This is a genomic window from Paraburkholderia phosphatilytica (assembly GCF_003443895.1).
Lineage (GTDB): Bacteria > Pseudomonadota > Gammaproteobacteria > Burkholderiales > Burkholderiaceae > Paraburkholderia > Paraburkholderia phosphatilytica.
The window spans coordinates 70,755-92,597 of the sequence record NZ_QQOA01000032.1; the positions used below are offsets into that span (position 1 = coordinate 70,755).

General features: G+C 63.5%; 21 protein-coding genes. 3 read left to right on the forward strand and 18 right to left on the reverse strand.

From position 1 onward, the window contains the following. Nucleotides 1-94: 94 nt before the first annotated feature. Together DVS29_RS27205 and DVS29_RS27210 are read right to left on the reverse strand one after the other, a co-directional pair. Nucleotides 95-1,603: an MFS transporter gene (locus DVS29_RS27205; protein WP_118183628.1), complete on the reverse strand. Its 1,509-nt coding sequence runs from the start codon at nt 1,601-1,603 to the stop codon at nt 95-97. A 235-nt stretch (nt 1,604-1,838) separates the two neighbouring features. Next, a complete protein-coding gene (locus tag DVS29_RS27210) occupies nt 1,839-2,528 on the reverse strand; it encodes a FadR/GntR family transcriptional regulator (protein ID WP_118183629.1) in 690 nt (229 codons plus the stop codon). Between the two features lie 408 nt (nt 2,529-2,936). Here DVS29_RS27210 and DVS29_RS27215 point away from each other — a divergent pair, with 408 nt between their 5' ends. Together DVS29_RS27215 and DVS29_RS27220 are read left to right on the forward strand one after the other, a co-directional pair. After that, the gene (locus DVS29_RS27215) at nt 2,937-3,593 is read left to right on the forward strand and encodes a helix-turn-helix domain-containing protein (RefSeq protein ID WP_118183630.1); all 657 of its coding nucleotides are present in this window, start codon (nt 2,937-2,939) and stop codon (nt 3,591-3,593) included. 156 nt (nt 3,594-3,749) lie between these two features. Then, nucleotides 3,750-5,048, forward strand: a complete 1,299-nt coding sequence (locus DVS29_RS27220) for an SUMF1/EgtB/PvdO family nonheme iron enzyme (protein WP_118183631.1) — start codon at nt 3,750-3,752, stop codon at nt 5,046-5,048. A gap of 80 nt (nt 5,049-5,128) precedes the next feature. On the opposite strand, the gene DVS29_RS27225 is transcribed toward DVS29_RS27220, so the two are convergent. The 11 genes from DVS29_RS27225 to DVS29_RS38190 form a co-directional block, all read right to left on the reverse strand. Next, a complete protein-coding gene (locus tag DVS29_RS27225) occupies nt 5,129-6,580 on the reverse strand; it encodes an NAD-dependent succinate-semialdehyde dehydrogenase (protein ID WP_118183654.1) in 1,452 nt (483 codons plus the stop codon). 26 nt (nt 6,581-6,606) lie between these two features. Continuing rightward, entirely contained in the window at nt 6,607-6,924 is a 318-nt protein-coding gene (locus tag DVS29_RS27230; protein ID WP_118183632.1) for an NIPSNAP family protein, read from the reverse strand. Continuing rightward, a complete protein-coding gene (locus DVS29_RS27235) occupies nt 6,924-8,555 on the reverse strand; it encodes a bifunctional 3-(3-hydroxy-phenyl)propionate/3-hydroxycinnamic acid hydroxylase (protein ID WP_118183633.1) in 1,632 nt (543 codons plus the stop codon). The genes DVS29_RS27230 and DVS29_RS27235 overlap by 1 nt, the downstream gene beginning before the upstream one ends. A gap of 11 nt (nt 8,556-8,566) precedes the next feature. Beyond that, complete coding sequence (locus tag DVS29_RS27240; RefSeq protein ID WP_118183634.1) at nt 8,567-9,442, reverse strand: alpha/beta fold hydrolase; 876 nt, start codon at nt 9,440-9,442, stop codon at nt 8,567-8,569. A gap of 26 nt (nt 9,443-9,468) precedes the next feature. After that, nucleotides 9,469-10,074 (reverse strand): amino acid synthesis family protein, encoded by a 606-nt coding sequence (locus DVS29_RS27245; RefSeq protein WP_118183635.1) that lies wholly within the window; start codon nt 10,072-10,074, stop codon nt 9,469-9,471. 23 nt (nt 10,075-10,097) lie between these two features. Further along, nucleotides 10,098-10,556: a VOC family protein gene (locus DVS29_RS27250; RefSeq protein ID WP_118183636.1), complete on the reverse strand. Its 459-nt coding sequence runs from the start codon at nt 10,554-10,556 to the stop codon at nt 10,098-10,100. An 8-nt stretch (nt 10,557-10,564) separates the two neighbouring features. Further along, on the reverse strand, nt 10,565-11,581 hold the full coding sequence (locus DVS29_RS27255; RefSeq protein ID WP_118183637.1) for a WD40/YVTN/BNR-like repeat-containing protein: 1,017 nt from the start codon (nt 11,579-11,581) through the stop codon (nt 10,565-10,567). 13 nt (nt 11,582-11,594) lie between these two features. Next, entirely contained in the window at nt 11,595-12,398 is an 804-nt protein-coding gene (locus DVS29_RS27260; RefSeq protein WP_118183638.1) for an SDR family NAD(P)-dependent oxidoreductase, read from the reverse strand. 15 nt (nt 12,399-12,413) lie between these two features. Beyond that, nucleotides 12,414-13,928 carry an aldehyde dehydrogenase family protein gene (locus tag DVS29_RS27265; RefSeq protein ID WP_118183639.1) on the reverse strand — a complete coding sequence of 505 codons (1,515 nt, stop codon included), beginning with the start codon at nt 13,926-13,928 and terminating at the stop codon, nt 12,414-12,416. A 36-nt stretch (nt 13,929-13,964) separates the two neighbouring features. Then, complete coding sequence (locus DVS29_RS27270) at nt 13,965-15,557, reverse strand: acetolactate synthase large subunit (RefSeq protein WP_118183640.1); 1,593 nt, start codon at nt 15,555-15,557, stop codon at nt 13,965-13,967. A gap of 92 nt (nt 15,558-15,649) precedes the next feature. Further along, nucleotides 15,650-15,784, reverse strand: a complete 135-nt coding sequence (locus tag DVS29_RS38190; protein WP_276314343.1) for a hypothetical protein — start codon at nt 15,782-15,784, stop codon at nt 15,650-15,652. Nucleotides 15,785-15,988: 204 nt separating this feature from the next. Here DVS29_RS38190 and DVS29_RS27275 point away from each other — a divergent pair, with 204 nt between their 5' ends. Continuing rightward, the gene (locus DVS29_RS27275; RefSeq protein WP_118183641.1) at nt 15,989-16,750 is read left to right on the forward strand and encodes an IclR family transcriptional regulator; all 762 of its coding nucleotides are present in this window, start codon (nt 15,989-15,991) and stop codon (nt 16,748-16,750) included. 82 nt (nt 16,751-16,832) lie between these two features. On the opposite strand, the gene DVS29_RS27280 is transcribed toward DVS29_RS27275, so the two are convergent. From DVS29_RS27280 to DVS29_RS37435, 5 genes are all read right to left on the reverse strand, one after another. Continuing rightward, nucleotides 16,833-17,264, reverse strand: coding sequence for a hypothetical protein (locus DVS29_RS27280; protein WP_124800723.1), 432 nt, complete (start codon nt 17,262-17,264; stop codon nt 16,833-16,835). Further along, nucleotides 17,239-18,678, reverse strand: coding sequence for an APC family permease (locus tag DVS29_RS27285; protein WP_118183643.1), 1,440 nt, complete (start codon nt 18,676-18,678; stop codon nt 17,239-17,241). The genes DVS29_RS27280 and DVS29_RS27285 overlap by 26 nt, the downstream gene beginning before the upstream one ends. Nucleotides 18,679-18,804: 126 nt before the next feature. Further along, on the reverse strand, nt 18,805-19,749 hold the full coding sequence (locus tag DVS29_RS27290; RefSeq protein ID WP_118183644.1) for a helix-turn-helix domain-containing protein: 945 nt from the start codon (nt 19,747-19,749) through the stop codon (nt 18,805-18,807). A 35-nt stretch (nt 19,750-19,784) separates the two neighbouring features. Further along, nucleotides 19,785-21,110 carry an MFS transporter gene (locus tag DVS29_RS27295; protein WP_118183645.1) on the reverse strand — a complete coding sequence of 442 codons (1,326 nt, stop codon included), beginning with the start codon at nt 21,108-21,110 and terminating at the stop codon, nt 19,785-19,787. Nucleotides 21,111-21,343: 233 nt separating this feature from the next. Further along, on the reverse strand, nt 21,344-21,843 hold a 500-nt coding region (locus tag DVS29_RS37435), incomplete at its 5' end, for a WD40/YVTN/BNR-like repeat-containing protein (protein ID WP_164707998.1).

Sequence of the window (21,843 nt, forward strand, 5' to 3'; positions counted from 1 at the left end):
ACGTACGCGACGTACGCACCAGCGGGCCCCGGCCGGCGCGTGATCAGTACGCGTGCCGCCAGCCGCTGCGGATTGCCTGCGCCAGCCGTCGCGGCTAGTGCTTGTGGAACGTGATGTGCGCGATCCGCCGCACCATCAGCGCGGCGGCGAGCGCGGCGCAGCCGGTCAGCCCGACGCCGATGTGAATCGACTGCACGAGCACCTGGCGCGCCGCTTCGACGAGCGCCGGGCCGTCCAGCCCCGCGGCGGACAACTGCGCCAGTGTGTGATCGCGCAACGATGGGTCGATCAGGATGCGCGGATCTTCGAGCACCGGCTGCCATTTCGCGGCAACCGGCGCGCCCAGCACGCGGAGCGCATCGCCGACACCCGACGCGTAGCGCCGGTTCACGATCGTCGCCACCACGCTCGTGCCCAGCATGCCGCCCACCATCCGCGTGGATTGCAGCAGCGCGGTGGTGATGCCGAAGCGTTCGCGGCCGGCAATCTCCTGGCCGAACACGTTCAGGTTGTTCAGGATGAAGCCGAGCCCGATGCCCACCGCGCCCATCGCCAGTTCGAGCGCGAGGTGCGACGTGGCCTGCGTCGCGAACGCGAGACCGAGCGACGCCACCACGAGCAGCGTGAAACCGATCGACAGGATCAGCGTGGGCCGCGGCAGATGAATCACGATGCGCGTGTTGATCACGCTGCCGAGCGCGATGCACGCGGCGATCGGCGTCGCGAGCAGGCCGGCCTCCTGCGGCGACAGGCCGAAGCCGCCCTGCAGCAGCAGCGGCGCGAAGAAAATGAGCGAGAACATCACGAAGCCCGACAGCGTCGACAAAGTGAACAGCGTGACGAGCTGACCGTCGCGGAACAGATCGAGCGGTACCATCGGATGCGTCGCGCGACGCTCGCACATCAGCAGCGCTGCGAAGCACACGAAGATCACGACCGCGAGCACCAGGTTCGCGGTCGTGAAGCCATCCTTCGGCACCGCCTCGATGAAGGCCTGAAAGCCGCCCAGCACGACCGCGACAAGCGCCGCGCCGGTCCAGTCGATGCGCACCGCGCCGCTGCGCGCGTGGCGGATGGACGGCAGATGCGCATAGATGAAATACAGCGCGAGCGCGCCCACCGGCAGATTGACGAGAAAGGTGGAGCGCCAGCCGAAATGCTGGCTCAGCCAGCCACCCAGCGACGGCCCCGCCGCGGTGCCGATGCCGTATGCCGCCGCCATCACGACCTGCCAGCGCACACGGGCGCGCGGGTCCGGGAACAGATCCGGAATCGACGCGAACGCGGTGCCCACCATCATGCCGCCGCCCACGCCTTGCAAGCCGCGCGCGATCACCAGAAACGGCATGCTGGTCGCGACGCCGCATAGCACCGACGCGAGCGTGAACACGATTACCGCGGCGATCACGAACTGCTTGCGGCCGAAATAGTCGCCGAGGCGCCCGAATACCGGCACCGTGACGACCGACGCCAGCAGATACGCGCTCGCGATCCACGCGTAGTACTCGAAGCCGCGCAGTTCGGAGACGATCGACGGCAGTGCGGTACTGACCACCGTCTGGTCGAGCGCGACCAGCATGTTGACGAGGCCGATGCCGAGCATGGCCAGCAGGGCATCGCGGAAAGGCAGAGGACGGGAAGCGTTCAAGACGGGATTCGCAACGAATCGGCGCGAGGCCGCGGGATCAGGGAAAACGGAAGACGGCGGCCGCGCTTGCGGAAAGTCGCGCTACGGCAACGCTCACCATACACGACAATGACGACAGGACCCTGCGCCAGCGCGTATCGCAGCCAGCGGCGGAGACAACGACCAGGCGGCCAGCCGGCCAGGCGCGCGGTCAGGAGCCGAACATCCGCTCGAGCGCGTTTTCCAGGTGGTCGCGCATGGCCTGCGAAGCGGCGGCCGCGTCCTTGCGACGCACGGCCTCCATCACTTCGCGATGCTCGGCCTGCACGAGCCGTTGCCGCTCCAGCGTCTTCACGAGCGACAGATTGCGCGACAGGTTCATGCTGAACACGATCTGCTCTTCGATGAACGACATCACCGTGATGAAGAACTGGTTCTTCGATGCGCGCGCAACGGCGAGGTGAAACATGAAGTCGTCCTTCGCGCCGATGCCCTGGGTCTCGATGATCCGCTCGAGCTCGTTCCACGCGTGCTCGATTGCGGCGATGTCGTCCGGCTCGGCTTTCTGCGCAGCGAGCGCCGCGGCGCCCGACTCGATCACGATGCGGAACTCGTAGCAGCGGCGGATATCGGACAACGTCTCGAGCGGCGCGAAGCGGCGCACGTCCGGGTCGGGCCGGCGCGCGACCGTGGTGCCCGAGCCGTGCCGCGTGACGATGATGCCGTCGGCGCGTAGCCGCGCGAGCGCTTCGCGCACCGTGGGCCGCGACGTGTCGAAGCGTTCCGCGAGCGCGTGCTCGGTGGGCAGCCGCTCGCCTTCCTTGTATTCGCCTTCGAGTATCCGGTTGAGGATGTCGCTATAGATCCGGTCCGGCAGGCCTGATGGCTTCCGTTCGTTCATTGTTTGGCAGGGCGCCTGTCTGATTGTCTGAATTGGTCTTAATTGTAAGGCAAACCATCGCAACTACAGCCAGAAAGTATCACATCGCGCCACACGACTGGCCGTCAATGGCCTGTCGCCATTGATTTTTACACGGTGAACTCCGATCGGCGAAATTTGACAAGCGCTGGATTGACATCTTCGCGCTCGCAAATGCCGATGCGATCAAGTCCCAGCGCATCGGCAGGAGCAAGCGCGGCGATTTGCCGCCCGTTCGTGCGCGGCGCGCTATGGAACAATCCCTATGCCTCTTCCCGCGCGCCCGATATGTTGAATCCCGTTACCCTGGCGCCTCGCACCAAGCGCCGCCGCGCACCCCTCGCACACGTCCGCGGCGCCATCACCCAGGACCGCTGCTCGAGCTGCTCGATGCGTCAGCTCTGCATGCCGCGCGGCCTCGCGAACGAAACGCTGCCGCGGCTCGAATCCGTCATCTGCATCGCGCGCCCCGTCACGCGCGGCGAAGCGCTCTACCGCGGCGGCGATCCGTTCCGTTACCTGTACGCGATCCGCACTGGCGCGATCAAGACCGTGATGACCCAGCGCGACGGCCGCGAGCAGGTCACTGGCCTGCGCATTGCCGGCGAGCCGCTCGGGCTCGACGGCCTCGGCAGCAACGCGCACACATGCAGCGCGATCGCGCTCGAAGACAGCTCGGTGTGCATCGTGCCGTACGCGCCGCTGCTGGAACTGTGCCGCGACATCGACACGATGCAGGCGCGCCTCCTCGCGCTGGCCGGCGAGCACATCGCGCGGGTCGAAGCGCAGATGATGGTGAACGACTCGATGAGCGCCGACGAGCGCGTCGCGCGCTTCCTGCTCGATCTGTCCGAACGCAACGCGCAACGCGGCTACTCGGCCACCGAATTCAGCCTGCGGATGACCCGCGAAGAACTGGGCAGCCACCTCGGTGTCACGCTAGAAACGGTGAGCCGGACACTGTCAGGATTTCAACGGCGTCGCCTGATCGAACTGCGGGGCAAGGCCGTCCGCCTCGTCTGCGCCGAAGCGCTGCGCGCGGTATAGTTTCTCTTTGCGCGCGTTGTGGGAACCTGGCAACGCGTTACCCGACGTTGTGGCCCATAGCGGCCTGCCTGCGTCGGCCACCACGGCTAGCCAGCCGTGGCATGCGTTCTGCGAAGCAGTACGGTTTTGTGTCCGCCCCTATGGAGAGCCGGCGAAATGAAACGCGACCCCGCTCCGCTGCATCCGCTCATCAATCGTCTGATCGACGCCCGGCGCGTCACCGATGCGCTTTTTGCGATCGTCAGGCCGGAATTCCTCTACGAGCGGCCGATCCGCGAACGGCACCGGATCGTGTTCTACATCGGCCATCTTGAAGCGTTCGACCGCAATCTGTTCGACCAGCGCCTGTTCGATCTGCCTGAAATCTCGGCGGAACTGGACCAGCTGTTCGCGTTCGGCATCGATCCCGTCGACGGCGGCTTCCCGACCGACGAGCCTTCCGACTGGCCGTCGCTCGACGTCGTGCGCGCCTACGGCGGCCGTGCACGCGAGCAGATCGACGTCGCGCTCGCCGAGCTGGACCTGACGCCGCAGGGCATGGTCACGGGCTCCGAGGAGCAGTTGCTGAACGTCGCGATCGAACACCGCCTGATGCATGCGGAAACGCTCGCGTACATGCTGCATCAGCTGCCGATCGAACAGAAGCAGGCGCCGGCCGATGCGAACCAGCGCGCCGACGCGCGGCGAAACACGAACGAAGCGCGCGCCGCGACGCCGATGGTCCGCGTGCCCGCCGGCTCCGCGGTGCTCGGCATGCCGAAGGCGGACGGCCTGTTCGGCTGGGACAACGAGTTCGGCAAGCTCGACGTGGACGTGCCGGCGTTCGAGATCGACCGCCATATGGTCACGAACGGCGCATTCCGCGCGTTCGTCGAAGCCGGCGGCTATCGCGAGCGCGCACACTGGACCGATGCCGACTGGACGTGGAAGGAAGCCGAACGGATCGAGCATCCGGCGGGCTGGTCGCAGCATGGCGACCACTGGACGCTGCGCACGATGTTCGCCGAGATTCCGCTGCCCGACGACTGGCCGGCGTACGTGAGCCATGCGGAAGCGAGCGCGTACGCGCGCTGGGCGGGCAAGTCCTTGCCGACCGAGGCGCAGTGGCAGCGCGCCGCGCAAGGCGCGCCGCATGCAAGCGCCGACAACGCGGACTTCCGCTACTGGGATCCGCAACCGGTCGACGCGGATCCGCACAACGTCAGCGCGTGCGGCGTCGAAGGCCAATACGGCAACGGTTGGGAATGGACCTCGACGGTGTTCGACGCGTTGCCCGGTTTCGAGGCCTTTCCGTTCTACCTCGGCTATTCGGCGAATTTCTTCGACGGCCAGCACTACGTGATCAAGGGCGGTTCCGCCCGCACCGCGCAGTGCATGCTGCGGCCCACGTTCCGCAACTGGTTTCAGGCGCATTACCAGTACGTGTATGCGGGGTTCCGGTGTGTGCGGCCGTGACGAATCGGGCGCTCCGGGTCAGCGCGTGACGCTGCCCGCCCGTTCCCGCCAGTGCGCCTGGAGGAACGAGCCAGAGGCAATCACAGCCCAGCCAGGCAGGTGTACTTCAGCGACGTATAGTCATCGATTCCAAATTTCGAGCCTTCGCGGCCCAGTCCCGATTGCTTTACGCCACCGAACGGCGCCATCTCGTTCGAAATCAAGCCGGTATTGACACCCACCATCCCGTACTCCAGTGCCTCTGACACCCTGAAGGTGCGACCGAGGTCCCGGCTGTAGAGGTAGCTCGCCAAGCCATACTCGGTATCGTTGGCAAGCTCGATGACCTCGTCCTCCGATGTGAACCTGAAGAGCGCCGCGACCGGACCAAACGTCTCTTCGCGCGCAATCTTCATTGCTCTGGTTGCGTTCGACAGCACCGTCGGTTCAAAGAAATTTCCGCCCAACGCGTGTGACGTGCCGCCGCACAGAACCTGGGCTCCGTGCTCCAGCGCATCTTCGATATGTTCCTTGACCTTCTCGACGGCGGACGCGTCGACCAGCGGACCTTGTGTCACGCCATGCTCTGCGCCGTTCCCAACTTTTAGCGTCTGGACAGCTGCCACCAGACGTTCGGCAAACGCGTCGTAGACGCCGTCCTGAATGTAGAAACGATTCGTGCAAACGCACGTCTGCCCGGCATTGCGATACTTGCTGGCAACGGCCCCCTCGACGGCCGCATCGATGTCGGCATCGTCGAAAACAATGAAAGGGGCATTCCCCCCGAGCTCCATCGAGATTTTCTTGACGGTCGACCCCGCCTGCGACATCAGCGTGCGACCGACCGCGGTGGAGCCCGTAAAAGACAGCTTCTTGACAAGAGGACTCGTCGCCAGCGTCGTGCCGACTTCCCCCGCGGGTCCCGTGACCACTGAAAAAACACCTGGAGGCACATCGGCAAGCTCCGCCAGATCAGCCAGTGCCAATGCCGAAAGCGGTGTCTTCGAAGCCGGCTTGACCACGACGGGGCAACCCGCCGCCAAAGCCGGTCCCACCTTGCGCGTGATCATGGCGAGCGGGAAATTCCAGGGCGTGATCGCCGCGCACACGCCGACCGGCTCGCGGGTGACGAGAATCCGTTTGTCGGGAGACGGCCCAGCTATCACGCTTCCGTCAATACGCTTTGCTTCCTCCGCATACCACTCGAGGTACGCGGCCGCGTACCGCACTTCACCGAGTGCCTCGTTCAACGGTTTCCCCTGCTCGGCCGTCATGATCATGGCAAGATCATCGGCATTCTCGATCATCAGCTCATACCACCGGCGCAGGATGCCTGAACGCACCTTCGCAGGCGTCTTGCGCCATGCGTTCGCTGCCTGGTCGGCCGCAACGATAGCCTCCTGTGTTTCGGTGACGCCGAACCGCGGCACCGTCCCGACGACAGCTCCCGTCGCCGGGTTAGTGACGGGGATCGTGCCTCTCCCGTTCGCGGCTCGCCACTCGCCAGCGATAAAGGCGTCGCTTCGCAAAAGGCTGGAATTGTTCAACCGCATGTGTTCGGTCTCCGTGTTTTCTCGCGTCATCGTCTCGTCGCTGGAAAGACGACAGCTTTGAGAATGCAATTTTTTTGCTGCACGAGCAGACTACGGACGCTCTTTCTGAATGCTGTGAACTGCTCGTCCGCCATGAGCGCAGCGCGGCGCGCATCCCGGTCGGCCAGGCTTTCATACCGCCACAGAAAAACGATCTGGTTCAGTTCGCCAACTTCCGACTGGAAGCAGCCAACCATTGTCCCGAGATGGCGTTCCTGCGGTTCGCGCCCCAGCTCCTCATACTGCGTCAGATATTGCGGCACGCCCCCTGGTACCAGCGTGTAGCGGCGTTCTTCGAGTATCACTATGCTTCCTCCAGTTCATGTTCGGTGCATCGCACCTTCGCAGCGAATGCGCGCGTCACGCCGGCAAACGAAGACGGATCTGCAAGGGCTGCCACGTAACGGTCGGGGCGGATGATCGCAATGCTGTGTCCCTGCTGCTGGAACCACGGCTCCAGCGCATTTTCGAGATCCTCGACGCAAACGGTCGTCGCGGATCCGCGCAGTCGGTCGTATCGCGAAGCGCCGCTGCGCGAACGCTCCACGCGCACGAAAACCGCGTTTTGAGACTCCCAGAACGTCCGCGTTTGCGCATCCAGCGATTCGTACGGATCGGTACGCCAGCCAACGACGGCGAACCATGAACCCAGGACGTCATCGAGCTTCTGCTTTTTCCGGAACCCGACTTCGACATCTGGCTGGATGAACATGCGACCGACGGCCGTGTGGGCTACACCGGGTGAAGCGTCAACCACCAGTCCCCGGTCATAGCGCGGCATTGGCTTGAACTTCATCTGCAGTACGTAGTTGCGTACGGCATTCAGCGAGCCGATCGACTTGAAGAACACATCACGGAAAAACGCCTTGACGCTGCTTGTCGGCATGAGGACCCGGCCGAACGTATCCGCCAGGTCGATCATCGCCTTCGCGTGGTCGCGCCGTTCTGCCTCGTAACTCGCGAGGATCCCCGCATCCATCTGGCCTTTGACGACCGCCGCGAGCTTCCATGCGATGTTGCCTGCGTCTCTCAGCCCAAGATTCAGACCTTGGCCGATCCATGGCGGACTGAGGTGGGCAGCGTCGCCTGCGAACAGGGTACGGCCCACGACGAAACGGTCGGCCACTCGCGAGTGATGCGTGTAAATTCGCGCGCGCACCAACTCGAGGTCGTCGGTGTTCTTGACGTAGGGTGCAATCAGGTCTTTGACCGATGCCGTCTCGACCAGACGATCCGCGTCCTCGTGCGGAAAGACCATGAACTCCCAGCGACGGTACCCGAACGGCAGATGAATACAGACGTTCGGACGGCGCGGATTGCAATGCAGCGCGGTGTACGGCGCATCCAGCCCGGCATGGCGGACGTCGACGACCAGCCATTTGATCGGATGGGTATTGCCGACCAGCGTGACGCCGACAAGCTCTCGAAGCGTGCTGCGACCGCCATCGGCAGCAACGCAGTATTGCGCCTCGATTGCGCGTTGCACGCCATCGCGGTCGGTCACCGTCAACGTCACACCCTGTCTGTCCTGGCGAAGAGCCGAGACTTCCGCTCCGAGACGCATCCTCACGTGCGGGTAGTTCGCCAGATGTTCGCGCAGCGTGGCTTCGGCCAGCTGCTGCATGAAGATATTGCGACGATACCAACCGTATTCGCGCGTCTCGGGACGGATATCGGCAAACATGTCGCCCTTCGCGGTAAACATCCGAAGCGACACGTTCTGGATGACGTCGTCGAGCAACGCTTCGGCAACACCCGCGATCTGAAAGACACGCAACGCTTCGTCATCCATGCCCACGGCGCGCGGGTACGGCAGGATCTCCTCGCTGCGATCGATCAGGATGGCGTCGATGCCGTACACGCCGAGCAGATTCGCGACGGTGCATCCAACGGGTCCGGCGCCGACGATCGCCACGCTGGTACGTATCTTTTCCATGATCTCTGAAGTCAATCTGTTTGCCCGACGTTCAGCTTCCGCAGGAAGTCCCCAAGCGCGACGACGAAACCGGCGCTATTGTCGTCGTGAACGTAATGCCCTGCGTTGCTGACTTCACGCCACGCAATGTTCGGATTGCGGCGGCCCATCTCCTGCACCGTCGAACTCGACAGGAAATCCGATTGCGAACCGCGGATGAACAGCGTCGGGCAACGCAGCGCATCGACAACGGGCCACAGGTCGACCCCCAACTCGGGTCGCCGCGCGAGTTCCATTCGTGCATGCCCGATGCCGTCGGCGTCGTATTTCCAGACCACGCTCCCGTCTTCGCGCGCTTTCAGCGTGTACCTGAGACGGGAGTTCAACGCATCCTCCGAAATGTTGGGGCGTTTGTCTCTCCAGAACTGCCGTGCACTATCCCAGTCGTCAAAACGCGATGGAGTCGACTCGATTTCGCGCACGATACGTTTCGCACCTTCGGTCGAACTCGACGAACCTGGCCCGATGTCTTCGACCACCAATGCGCTGACTTTCTCGGGATGGCGCGCGGTATAGACGAGGGCGTTGGTGCCCCCGAGCGAGTGCCCGACCAGAATGAAGCGTTCGAGACGGAGGTGGGCCACCAGCGCCTCGAGATCCTCTACATAGGCCGACGTGAAATAGTTGCGCTCAGGATCCCAGTCGCTGTCTCCGCGCCCGCGCTGATCGAGTGCGATCAGGCGAAAGCCGCTCGCGAAGAACCGCGCCACCGGCTCCCACGTCATCGCATAGCTTCGCAGTCCATGGAGCAGAATCGCCGGGGGTGCGTCTTTCGCTCCCCATTCGACATAGCGCAGGTTTAGTGCCCCGCTGCGGAATTCGCCCTGGCTCGTTCGACACTCGCTCATGATGGATGGCCTGTTATTGCCCGCCGTCAATGCAGGCCGTCCTGGCCTTTGATTTCCGCGCTCTTGATGCCGCCGAGCCGCGCATGCAGGCGGCCTCGCGAAGCGAAGGCGAATGCGATGACCACCTCGTCCGGATTCGGCGCATCGGCGAACATCGTCGAGACGGTGTCGTAGTGCGAGCGCACGTATAGCGCATCCTTGTGCGCGAGCGGGATATCGATCACCGTGTTGACGCCGCCGCGCTTGCCTGTTGACGGGACCCAGGCCTTGCCGCCGCCAACGGCATCGCGAACCGGATCGGCGAATACGCTCGTCAGGAAGGCGTTACCGTGTTCGTACTCGCCGTCGGCACCGACGATGCAGGCCTTGCCGTAGCTCTCCACCTTGTCGTCGCCGAGAATCTGCCGGATACGCCGCGCGAATTCATGACCGAGCGCCGGCGACGCGTTCACCACTTCGCTCAGGTCGTCCACACTGCGGCCGGCGAACGGATTGAGAATCGCCGCGGCGATGACGATCTTGCGCAGGGGCGCGCCATCGGCTTGGCGGCCATTTTCATTGGTCAGCGTGTCTTCGATATTCGAATACCACTTGCGGATCTGGAAGCCTTCGAAATTGGGAGATGTTTTCATCACTGGATACCGGTTGATCGACGTCAGTCGAAGAGAGGTTGAAGATCGATTGGGTCGCTTGGCGCGTGGTACTGGTTGAGAAGGCGCTTACCCTCGACGTCGTCGGTGCAGAGATCGCAGAAGAACTCCAGCCGATTGCCGTCCGGATCGTTGAAATACAAGCCGTAGCCGACCTTGTGGTCGGTCGTCTTGACGACCTCGACGTTCTTGCGCAGCAGCATTCCGTACAGACGCCGCAGATAGCTCACGTCGTCCCCGATCTCGAGACCGTAATGCTGCAGGCCGCGCTTGATCGGCGGATTGACCTCGTCAGTGCGGATCAGCGCGATATCGTGATGCTTCGTACCGAAGGACATGAACACCCATTCCTCGCCGCGGGCGGTCTCCTCCATACCGAGCACTTCCGCGTACCATTTCCCCGAAGCGACAGGATCGCGAACGTAGAGCGAGATATGCGTCCGTTTGACGTTAGGTTTTTCCATCCCTGGCCTCAGTGATGTTGAGGAGGATTGTCGACGGTCAGCACCGGCGTCCACGTCACGTCGGTGATCTCGCTGAACTCGCGCCACTCCTTGAACCACGTCTGACCGCCGTCCTCCGTGCGGAACAGATGGCCGTATTTCGAACCGGCGAACATCAGTTGCGGATCCGCCTCGTTGACACCCACGGCCCAGAACGCGGAGTTCGGAGTTTGCGTCAACGGCACTTCAGACCAGGACTCGCCGAGATCCGACGATTTCAGCACCTTGCTCGTGTGCCCGGGAGTGGAATCCCCAATCACCAGGAACGCGTCATTGCTCTTCGGCCGGACACGGACCGTGCGCGCATAGCGCAGCGTCCATTCCTGCCTCGCGTGGAAACCCTTCCACGTCTTTCCGTCGTCTTTCGAGACATAGATCGCATTGACGACCACGACGAGCAGCGTTTGCGGCGGCCCCGGAATGAACGTGACGCAATGGATATCGGAATTGCCGACTCCGCCAGGCTGGCCGTCCAGACGCTCCCAGGTGTCGCCTGCATCCCGGCTGCGAAAAAGTCCGCCCTCCTCGATGCCGAACCACAGATGGCGTGAATTCGAAGGGTCGATCGCGCAGGTCAGCACACGCGGTTTGCTGACGCCGGCGCAATGCTCCGGAATTTCCGGAGGCAGCTTCGTCCAGCTCTCGCCGCCGTCCGTCGAACGGAAGAAGCCCGCACGCGAAGGCGCACCCGTGCCGCAGAGCATATGGTCCAGGTTGTTCGGGTCGAAACAGATGGACCAGACGGTCTGGCCATTCAGGATCGAATCGATCCGTTTCCAGTTCACGCCACCGTCGGTACTCCTGCAAAGGCCAACGTCGGCGCCGGCGAACACCACGAACGGGTCGAGCGGGTGCACCGCGAGACTGCGCACCACTCCGTCGAACTCGATATCCTGATCAAGATCGAGGCGCCTCCACGATTTCCCATTATCTGCACTGCGAAGTATGCCTTGACCAGCTGTCGCTACAAGAATGGTTTTCTTCACTGACTACTCCCAGTTAGAGAAAGATGCCGCGCGTGATGCCGCCGTCTGCACCGAGCGATTCTCCCGTGATCGCACCCGCCTTCGGCGAGGTCATGAACGTGGCAATCCACGCCATTTCTTCCGGTTGAAGCACCCGGCGAATGGGTGTGACCTTGATGTAGTTCTGTTCCACCTGCTCCGCCGTCAGTCCCTGCTTCGCGGCTTCCTTTTCGTAGAGCTCGTGGATATGCGGCGTTTCGACGACACCCGGATGAATCGTATTGACGGTGATGTTGAACGGACCCAGTTGATCGGACAGCACCTTGGTCATATGCACGATCGCCACGTTGCGCATGCCCGAGAGCTGCTTGCTGCCGCGCCCGGTCAACCCGCCGATGTTCAGGATGCGGCCGTACTTCTGACTCTTCATGATCGGTGCAACGGCCTTCGCGCAGCGGAAATAGCCCACGACCTTGATGTCGATGTCCTTGAGCAGACCGTCCGCGTCGGCATCTTCGAGCTCCGAGCGCACGAGACCGCCGGGATGCGCCGCGCCGTTGATCAGGATATCGATCCGCCCGAACCGCTTCACCGCTTCATCGACACCCGCCTCGACCGACGCCGTGCTGGACGTATCGACCGAAATACAGGCGAGCTCGCCTGAAGCCGCGGGCAAGCGCGAACGAATATCGGCGGCTGCCGCTTCGAGGTGCTGCATGCGTCGTGCGGCAAGCACGACGTTGACGCCCTCGCTGGCCAGTTGCTCGGCAATCGCTTTACCGATGCCCATGCTGCCGCCGGTGATAAACGCCACCTGACCTCTCAGTCCCAAATCCATTTTTATGCTCCGTACTCAATCCAGATTGACCCAAACACTCTTTGTTTCCAGATAGTTTTCCAGGCCTTTGCGGCCAAGCTCGCGTCCCCAGCCCGATTCCTTGAAACCGCCGAACGGCGACGCCGGATCCGTCACGTTGTAGCAGTTCACCCAGACGGTGCCCGCCTTCAGTCGCGCGGCAATCCGATGCGCGTCTTTCACGTCGCGAGTCCATACGCCCGCGGCGAGGCCAAACGGGGAATCGTTGGCGCGGCTCACCAGGTCGTCGATATCGTTCCAAGGCATCGCGGTCAACACGGGACCGAAGATCTCCTCCTTGACGACACGCGCGCTATCGCCGGCGTCGACGAAGACGGTGGGTTCGAAGAAATACCCGTCGGGCCTGTCTTGCGGACGGGCGCCACCCGTGACGGTCGTGCCGCCTTCGCTGCGGCCGATCTCCACGTAGTCGCTCACACGCTGATGCTGAAGCGACGAGACGAGCGGCCCCATCTGCGTGCCGGCTTCGAGCCCCGGTCCAATCCTGATGGATTGGGCTTTGGCAGCAACGTCCGCGATCACGCGATCGAAGTGCTTCTTGTGGATGTAGAGCCGCGAGCCCGCGGTGCAGACCTGCCCCTGGTTATAGAAGATCGCGGTTGCGGCGGCGTCGGCGACGTCCGCCGGATCGGCATCCGGCAGGATGATGTTGGGCGACTTCCCACCCAGTTCGAGCGTGACCCGCTTGAGCGAATCGGCGCATTTCCTCGCGATCTGCTTGCCCACCTGGGTCGAGCCGGTGAAGGCGATCTTGTCGACGCCCGGGTGATCCACGAGCGCGGCGCCCGCTGTCGCGCCACGCCCCGTCAGCACGTTCACGATACCGGCGGGAAAGCCCGCCTCGGCGATCAGCTCGGCTAGTCTCAGCGCAGTGAGCGGCGTCTGCTCGGCGGGTTTCAGGATGCAGCCGCACCCGGCCGCCAGTGCGGGGGCCAGCTTCCACGCAGCCATCGACAACGGGAAATTCCACGGCACGATGAGCCCGCAGACGCCGACAGGCTCGCTGCGCGTGTAGTTCAGGAACTGCCGCCCTCCGCTCGGCGACACAGGGATCGTGGCGCCTTCGAGCTTGCTCGGCCAGCCCGCGAAGTAGCGGAACAGCTTCGCGGTACCGGGGACGTCGCCGTTCAGCGCGGCGGAAAGCGGCTTGCCGTTATCGAGCGACTCCAGTTCCGCGAGCTCCTGCGCATTGGATTCGATCAGGTCTGCCAGGCGATTGAGCAAGCGTCCACGATCGACCGGCGTCATCCTTTTCCAGGCGGAAGACTCGAACGCCGCACGCGCGGCGCGGACCGCCGCATCGACGTCCACCGGCCCCGCATCGGCGACGCTCGTAATAACCGTGCCGCTCGACGGATCGAACGTTTCGAACGTTGCGCCCTCGGCGGGGTCACGCCACACACCATCGATAAAAAGTCGGTGCCGGCGCAACGCGAAGCGGCGCGCCGCTTCGCCGACAAGATTGCTCCAGTGGTTCTCGCTAGTCGACATGTCGATATACCGAATCAGTGTGCTCGTGGGCAGCGCTCACGCGAGCGCCATTTCGATCAGGAACGGACCGCTCGCGTGGCCGATTGCTTCGCCAAGTGCAGCCTCCAGTTCGCGGGTGGTTGCGGCGCGCACGGCAGGTACGCCGTATCCGGCTGCAAGCCCTGCCCAATCGAACGCGGGGTCGTCGAGTTCCGTGAGCGCGCGCGCTTGCGGGCCGAACCCGGTGCTTCCCGCTCGACGCAACTCCGTTTGCAGAATCCCGTAGCGGCGATTCGAGGTGATCAGGATGACGACGGGCAAACGCTCGCGCGCCATCGTCCACAATGACTGGATCGTGTACTGCGCGCTGCCGTCGGATTGCAGCGCGAACACGCGGCGTTGCGGGCACGCGATCGCGGCGCCGAGCGCCACGGGCAATCCTTGCCCGATCGCGCCGCCCGTGTTCGTGAGGATCGTGTGGCGCGCCGCGGCTGCGGACGCCGTCACGAAGGGGTAACCGCACGTCCCGCCCTCGACCGATACGATGGCCTTGTCGGGCAGCTCGTTCGACAGCACCTTGCCGACGAGAACCGGGTCGAGCGCGCTATCGGGAATCGCATATTGCCGGGTTGGCACACCGGCATCGGACGCATGCTCGCCGACCGCCTGCGCCAATCGCTCGAGTGCGCCCTCGCCGCTCTCCGCGACGTCGGCCAGCGTCAACAATCTGCGCTCGTCGACGAGCAGGCTCGGCAAACCCTCGTAGCCGAAATACGCAACCGGCGCGATCGTTTCCACCAGGACGACCAGGTCCGCTGCTTCGAGCTGCTCGATCGCCTTCTCAGGGAAGTACGGCAGACGGTCGATGTCCGGCAGGCCGCCGCCGCGCTCGGTTCGCGCGGGAAAGGTTTCGCTGAAAAAACGCGCCGAGGTGCCGGCCCCGATCCGGCTGGCCGCCTGCTGCCCGCGTTCAGACAGCGCGCCGCCGCCAAGCAGGAACACCACGTTCTTGCCCGCTTTCAGCGCTTCTTCGACGGCCTCGACGCGAGCTTCCTGGAAGCTGCGCGCGTTCGGGAGCGGCGCCGGCTCGTCCGCGTGGTTCGTCGCCGGCTGCTGCTGGAAGTCGACCGGAAAAACGAGGGTGGAGATGCCGCCCGGCGCCTTCAGCGAAGCCTGGAACGCGTCGAGCGTATCGCGCCCGATGTCCGCCGTGCCCGCGACGGTTCGCACCCAGCCGCTAACGGGCCTGGCCAGCGAGTGAATATCGGAAGTCAGCGGCGCGTCGTACTTGAGGTGCCAGCTGGCGTGATCGCCGACGATGTTCACGATCGGCGTGCGCGCGCGCCTGGCGTTGTGCAGGTTGGCAATGCCGTTCGCGAAGCCGGGCCCGAGATGCAGCAGCGTCAGCGCGGGCTTGCCGGTCATGCGGCCATAGCCGTCGGCAGCGCCCGTGCACACCCCTTCGAACAGGCCGAGCACGGCCCGGATGCCGGGCACGGCGTCCAGCGCGGCAACCAGCGGCATCTCGGTCGTGCCGGGGTTCGCGAAACAGACTTCTGCGCCTGCGGCGCTCGCCGCCAGAAGCATGCGTTCGGCACCCGTCGTTTCAACGCGGGCAGACTCGGATCGCACGTGAGTCGGATTGTTCATTTGCATCGGTTCGTCCAGATTTGAGGCAGCACGGCGCGCTACCGCGCCGCATCTGATGAAGTCATGTTGATCCCGTATTTGGGGATTGTCAATCACACGAACGGAAAATTAATGGTAAACGATGAATCGCAAATCCCTAAAAACAGGATTTTCATGCTTAAACTGAGATGACCGAGCCGCACCGGAAAGCCGCCGCCGACACCCGGCGCCGCCAGCCGGGCGAGCATCGGCCAAGGCCGGCTCATGACCTCGCAGGCGCGCCGGGTCTTTCCCGGACAGCGGCAACGAGGCATCATCCGGGGCTGAACGTCGCGTATCCCGATAGGCGGGACTGGGTCGACAGACCGCTTGCGACGACCCAAGCCCAGCCGTGCGCAAATCCGCGCCCGGTCGTTGACCAACCTGCATAGAGAAGAGCGATAGAAAACGCTATGTCGAGTCTCACCCGGATGTTGTCGATCCTTGACCTGTTCTCCTCCACCGCGATGTCGATGACGGCGGAATCCATCGCCGAGGGGATGGGCTTCACGCGCACCACCTGCTATCGATATGTGAAGGAGCTGACGGAAGCCGGACTGTTGAACAACGCGAACGGCCTGTACTCGCTCGGCGCGAGAATCATCAATCTCGATCGCAAGATGCGTGAATCGGACCCGCTCCTGCAGGCGGGCATTCCGGAGTTGCAGAAGCTCGTGAGGAGCACTGGCGGCGAGGGGCTGATCTCGACGATGTATGACGAGCAGATCATCAACGTTCATCACGAGAGCGGGGCCGAACAGCTCAATCTCGGGTTCAGCCGTGGACAGGTGATGCCCCTGATGAAGGGCGCCTCGTCGAAAGTCATCATTGCGACCATGAGCCGGGCCCGTCTCAAGCGTCTGTTCGATCGGCATCTGCTGGCGGGGGACCCGGCGCTGACCGACGACTGGCCCACGTTGTGGCGGTATTGCCAGCAAATCATCCAGCAGGGGTATTGGGTCTCGCACGAAGAGCTTCATGCGGGCCATGTCGGCATCTCCGCGCCCATTCCGTCCGGCGAAAACGGCGAAGCCGTGTCGAGCGTGACGCTGGTCTTCACGCGGGAACACTACGCGCTGTTCAACGAATCGGCGTTGGGCGGTGCGATATCCGCCGCGGCCACGCTGATCGGCCAGAAGGCCTTCCCTGCCGCTCCGGTTTCCTCGGACAACTGATCATCGCAGCGGTGCCGCATGCCGCCGCTGGCGGAGCCGGGAATAGCGTGCCGTCCGGCACGCGCTTTCCCTGAGCACCGCGTCACCAGAGGATGCAGGTCTCGAACGCGGCACCGCGCGCGAAGAGGCGCTGCTCGCAAAACACGGATTCGGCGGCATTCACCTGCATCAGCGCAACATAACGGCTGCTGCCGTCGCGCCCCACGATCGCGAAGACGCTGCCGTCGAAGCCGTTCGAGAATCGCGCGTCGCCGTCCATGATGTCCGCTTCGTCGTGCAGGCCGCGCAGCCGCGCGTTCTCCACGACGTTCCATACCTGCGGGAGCCGCAAGGCGATATCGAGCACGTCCTCGGACAGGGAAATGATTGCGGCATGCGCACCGGCGCAGCGGCCGAACCAGTCCGCCTCGCCAGTGGGTTCGACCCGCACGGCAGCGACGGCATATAACAGCATCGGGGTGGTTTCGACAGACATTGGCCGCCCGCGATCATTGAACCGCACGCCCGAGATCACGGTAGTGCTCCGGATTTCTTCGTCGCAGACGCAACGCGGCGCAGACGCCTGATGCGCCGATCGCAAGCACCAGATACGGAAACAGAGCGACGAGCCTGGAGTCCGAACCGCTCAGGACGGAAAGGTTGCGAATGACGAGCACGAGGCACGCTCCAAGCGCGATCACGCTGATCAGCGGGGCGATCAGGCGATGCACGATGCCGGCATCGCGATGATCGCGAGCGAAGAATGCAATGACCGATCCCGCCACGAGTATCTGCACGACGATGATGCCGATCGTCGCCAGGGCGCTCATCCACGAGAAGACGATCGCGAACGGATCCAGGCGCAGCGCCGCCGAGCCCGCAACTGCGGTCAGTGCGATGAACGTCTGCACTTTGCCGGCGACGTCGGGGCAGTGATAGACCGGGCACGTATGGCCGAACTTCCGCCACAACACCCGTTCACGCCCCATCGCATAGAAATAGCGCGTGATGGTGTTGTGGAATGACAGGATCGCGGCGAAGAGGCTCGTCACGAGCAGGACGTTCATCGCGTCGGTGGCGACCTTGCCGAGCAGATGTTCGCTCACGGCAAACCACAGGTTGGCCGGATCCTTGTTGGCCTGCGCGACGATCTGGTTCTCTCCCCACGCTTCGACGATCGCCCAGGAGGAGAACGCGTAGAACGCCATGATCAGCAACACGGCCAGATAGGTGGCGCGCGGAATCGTGCGCTTCGGGTCGCGGGCCTCCTCCGAGAAGATGGCCGTTGCCTCGAAGCCCATATACGACCCGAGGACGAACACGAGCGCGGTTCCCAGTCCAGGGCTGAATACCGCGGCGGGACTGAAGGGCCTCGCGCTGAAACCGCCAGGCCCACCGCCTTTCGCGACGATCGCGAGATCGAGCACCATCACGATGGCGATTTCGCAAATCATCAGTATGCCGAGCAGCCGCCCACTGAATTCGATATGCCGCGCGCCGCAGAAGTGCACGACGGCGATGCAGGCCAGCGCGAACACCCACCATGGAATATCGATCCCGTAATGCTGCAGGATGCCGTTGTTGAGAAAGAAGCCGAACATGCTGTAGATCGCGATCTGCACCGCGTTATAGGCGACGATCGCGATAAAGGCACCGCCCACGCCGGGCGGCCGGCCAAGGCCGTTGGCGATATACGCGTAAAACGCCCCGGCGTTCGAGATATGACGGCTCATCGCCGCGTAGCCGATACTGAAAATCAGATACATCACGCCCGCCAGCACAAAGGCTCCAGGCACCCCGGCGCCGTTGCCCAGCGAAAACGCCGCCGGTGTCGCACCCACCATGGCGGTGAGCGGGGCGGCAGCGGCGACGACGAAAAAGACGATCTGGGGCAGGCCGACAGCGTCCTTGCTAAGCCCCTCGCTGGGCCGGCTTGAAAGTTCGTTCATGGGTAGTCCTGAAAACGGGAGTCCGGTCACTGTACGGCGCCGCAATCCGCCGCCTTGTCCGCTATTGGCAATCCGTGCTCATCGGGCGAGCCAGGAGTTACCCGAGCGCCCCGTGCAGGATGCGCTTCAGGCGCGCGGCGTCTGCGAGGGCAATTCGTGAAACTGCTGCTGGTAGTAGGCGGAAAACCGGCCGAAGTGGCAGAAGCCGAATTGCGCCGCCACATCGCCAATGCGGACCGTGCCCGGCGTAGTCATCAGGAAGCGGCGGACAGCGTTCAATCGAATCGATCGAAGATACGCCGTCGGCGTCGCACCCGCGATGTTCTGAAAGCTGTATTGCAGGGTCCGGCGGCTGATTTTCAGCTGGTGACAGAGGTCAAGCACCGTCAGGACGTCGTCATTGCTTTCGGCTGCGATCTCCTGGCTCTTGCGGACGATATAGCTCTGCGTCGACATCTGGGGCAGCGCGTGGTCTTCCAGTTCATCGGGTTGCACAAGCTCGAGCAGAATGCCCATCAGGCCGTCTGCCAGTACTTTCTCGACGAACCGATCGCGGTCCATCAGCGATTCGCTATCCAGCGCCAGGGTCAACAAGCTCTGCAAGCCGTCCATGGCCGCTCGATAGCGCGCGGGCAGCAAGGGGCGCACTGGTTGCATGTGTGTCCGGTCGGGCAGATTCGCGAGTGCGATGTGCTCGCGCTCCGCGACGAGCGAACTCTCGAACGTGAACGCCATCACCTCGGAATCGCATGGCAGATGCGCGACGAACTCGTCGCCGCCGCGCAGCATCAACAGGCTGGGACAACTGACCGCCCTCCCCTGGACGATCGGCGCAACCGTGTGAACGACAGGCAATGCAAAGCAGAGCCGGTTGCGCGGTGCAAGACCCTGCTGCAACACGCGCTGATTGATCCGTTCATGAAACACGTGAAAGCGCTGCCCGGCGATCTGGCGCAGCGTTGTGCTCGCGGAGCCGGGGCTGATCTGGTCATAGCGTTGCGTCCAGTTCGAAATGGCTTGCGAGTGCAGGAAGACATCCGAAAAGCGCCGTGTTTCAGCACGAAGATTCATGACCGGTCTCACCGTTTACAGTCGGGTCCATGCGGCTACGATCCCGCGGCGCCGACCGCGGTCCCCGTAGCGTCGCGCTGCGTCTCTTTCACGCAGCCGAGCAGAAGCATCATGCCGAGCATCAGCACGGCAGCCACCGCCGACATCGCGGCATAGGGCGAGCCCGTGCGGGCCGAAATCGATCCGATCAGCCACGAGCTGAGTGCACCGCCGATCGACCCGGTCATGCTGATAAAAGCAATGCCGACCGCCGCGGAGCGGCCCGAAAGCATGCGGACCGGGATGGTCCAGAAGACGATCGGCATCGTGAACGCCGTCATTTGGGCCACGGCGAGCAACACGACCGTGGCCGCGACGCTGTGCGACGCGGCGTACAAACCCAGCAGGCAAACCGCAGCGACAATCCCGCAGCCCGCAACATGCCAACGCCGATCGTTGAAGCGGTCGGAGCTGTACGCGATAGCGAGATTGCCGGCCATCGTCAGCAGCGAGATAAGCCCTGCGATCCAGCCGATCGTGGACAGGTTCGCCACCCCCGCATCGCGCAAGATCGTCGGCAGCCAGAAGGTCACGGCGGTCAGACCGATATAGATGCAGAAGTAGACAGCTGCCAGCACCAGAACACGAGGCGCGCGAAAGACGTCTCGCAGCGGGGCGCTCGCGTGAAGCGTCGCTGCCGAAGCGTCGATATCCGCCTGCAGCGCGCGCTGGACGGTCTCCTTTTCCTGCGGCGTGAGCCACCGCGCATGCTGCGGAGAATCGCTGAGGAGAAGAGGAGCCAGCACGCCAAGGACCAGCGCGGGAAGTCCTTCGATCACGAATAACCACTGCCATCCGCGCAACCCGAGACTGCCGTGCAGGTTCGACATGATCCAGCCGGACAGCGGGCCGCCCAGCATCCCCGCGATCGGGACGGCCAACAGCAGGATGCTGTTGACCCGGGCCCGGATCCGGTCGGGGAACCAGTAAGTCATGAAAAGGATCATCCCCGGAAAAAACCCCGCTTCGGCGGCGCCGAGCATGAATCGCAGCACGTACAGTTGCAAAGCGCTCGTCATGAACATCTGCAGGGCGGTACAGGCGCCCCAGAGCACCATGATTCGCCGCAAGGTCCTGCCGACACCGACCCTCGTCAGAAGCAGATTGCTGGGCACTTCGAAAATCGCGTACGCAACGAGAAAAAAGGCCGTTGCGATCCCGAACACAGACTCGTCGAAATGCAGGTCGCGCAGAAACTGCAGCTTCGCAAAGCCTACGTTGACCCTGTCGATGAAGTTCAGCACGTAGCATGCGAACAGAAACGGGATGACGCGCCAGCCGATTCGGCGGAACGTCCGGTCGTCATTCGTTGCATCGGACATGGGAGCTCCTAAACGGATCGCCACCGGAAACCCCCGATCTTGTATGGATTATGTAATCCTGTATTTGGGGATTTTACTTAAATAGCTCGCGATATTTACCGCGTTGAATTTACGATAATCCCACAATAAAAGATCGTCAACACATTCAGCATAGGCGTTTTCATCGGGTGCCGCCCGGACGCCCAGGTTGCACGGACAGCGCCGTCCGTTCGTCCCTTCGTGCCTGTGTCCAATCACTCCGCCGGCAGAATGCCTTGCTTCGACAGGAGGATCGCACCGCCAGCACCCGAGAGAGCCATGCCCGTCAGCGCCGCCCGATCCGGGCGCTGCGTTGCCGTGAATCGCGCGGAGGTACTGGTGCCGCTGATGACGAAGCCGTCAAGGCCAACGCCCAGTATCCGGTTGCCCGATGCAACGAGATCCGTGATCGAGCCGGTCGAAGCGGAACCGATCGACTCCCATGTGTCGCCGCCGTCGCGACTGCGATACAGATGACCGAGCAAACCGCCGACGAAGATCGTGCCATCCGCGCTCGCCGTGCCGGTCCACAGGCTGCCCTTGTTGCCTGTCTGCCGGTATTCCCACGTGACGCCACTGTCGCGCGAGCGCAGCACCACGCCCTGCTCGGCCGCAACGAACAGCGTGCCCGCGCGGTCGGCGAAGATCCGGTAGAGATTGCGATCGGCCTTGCCGCCACCCGGCGGCGGTGGCAGCTTCGAGACCTTCCACGTAT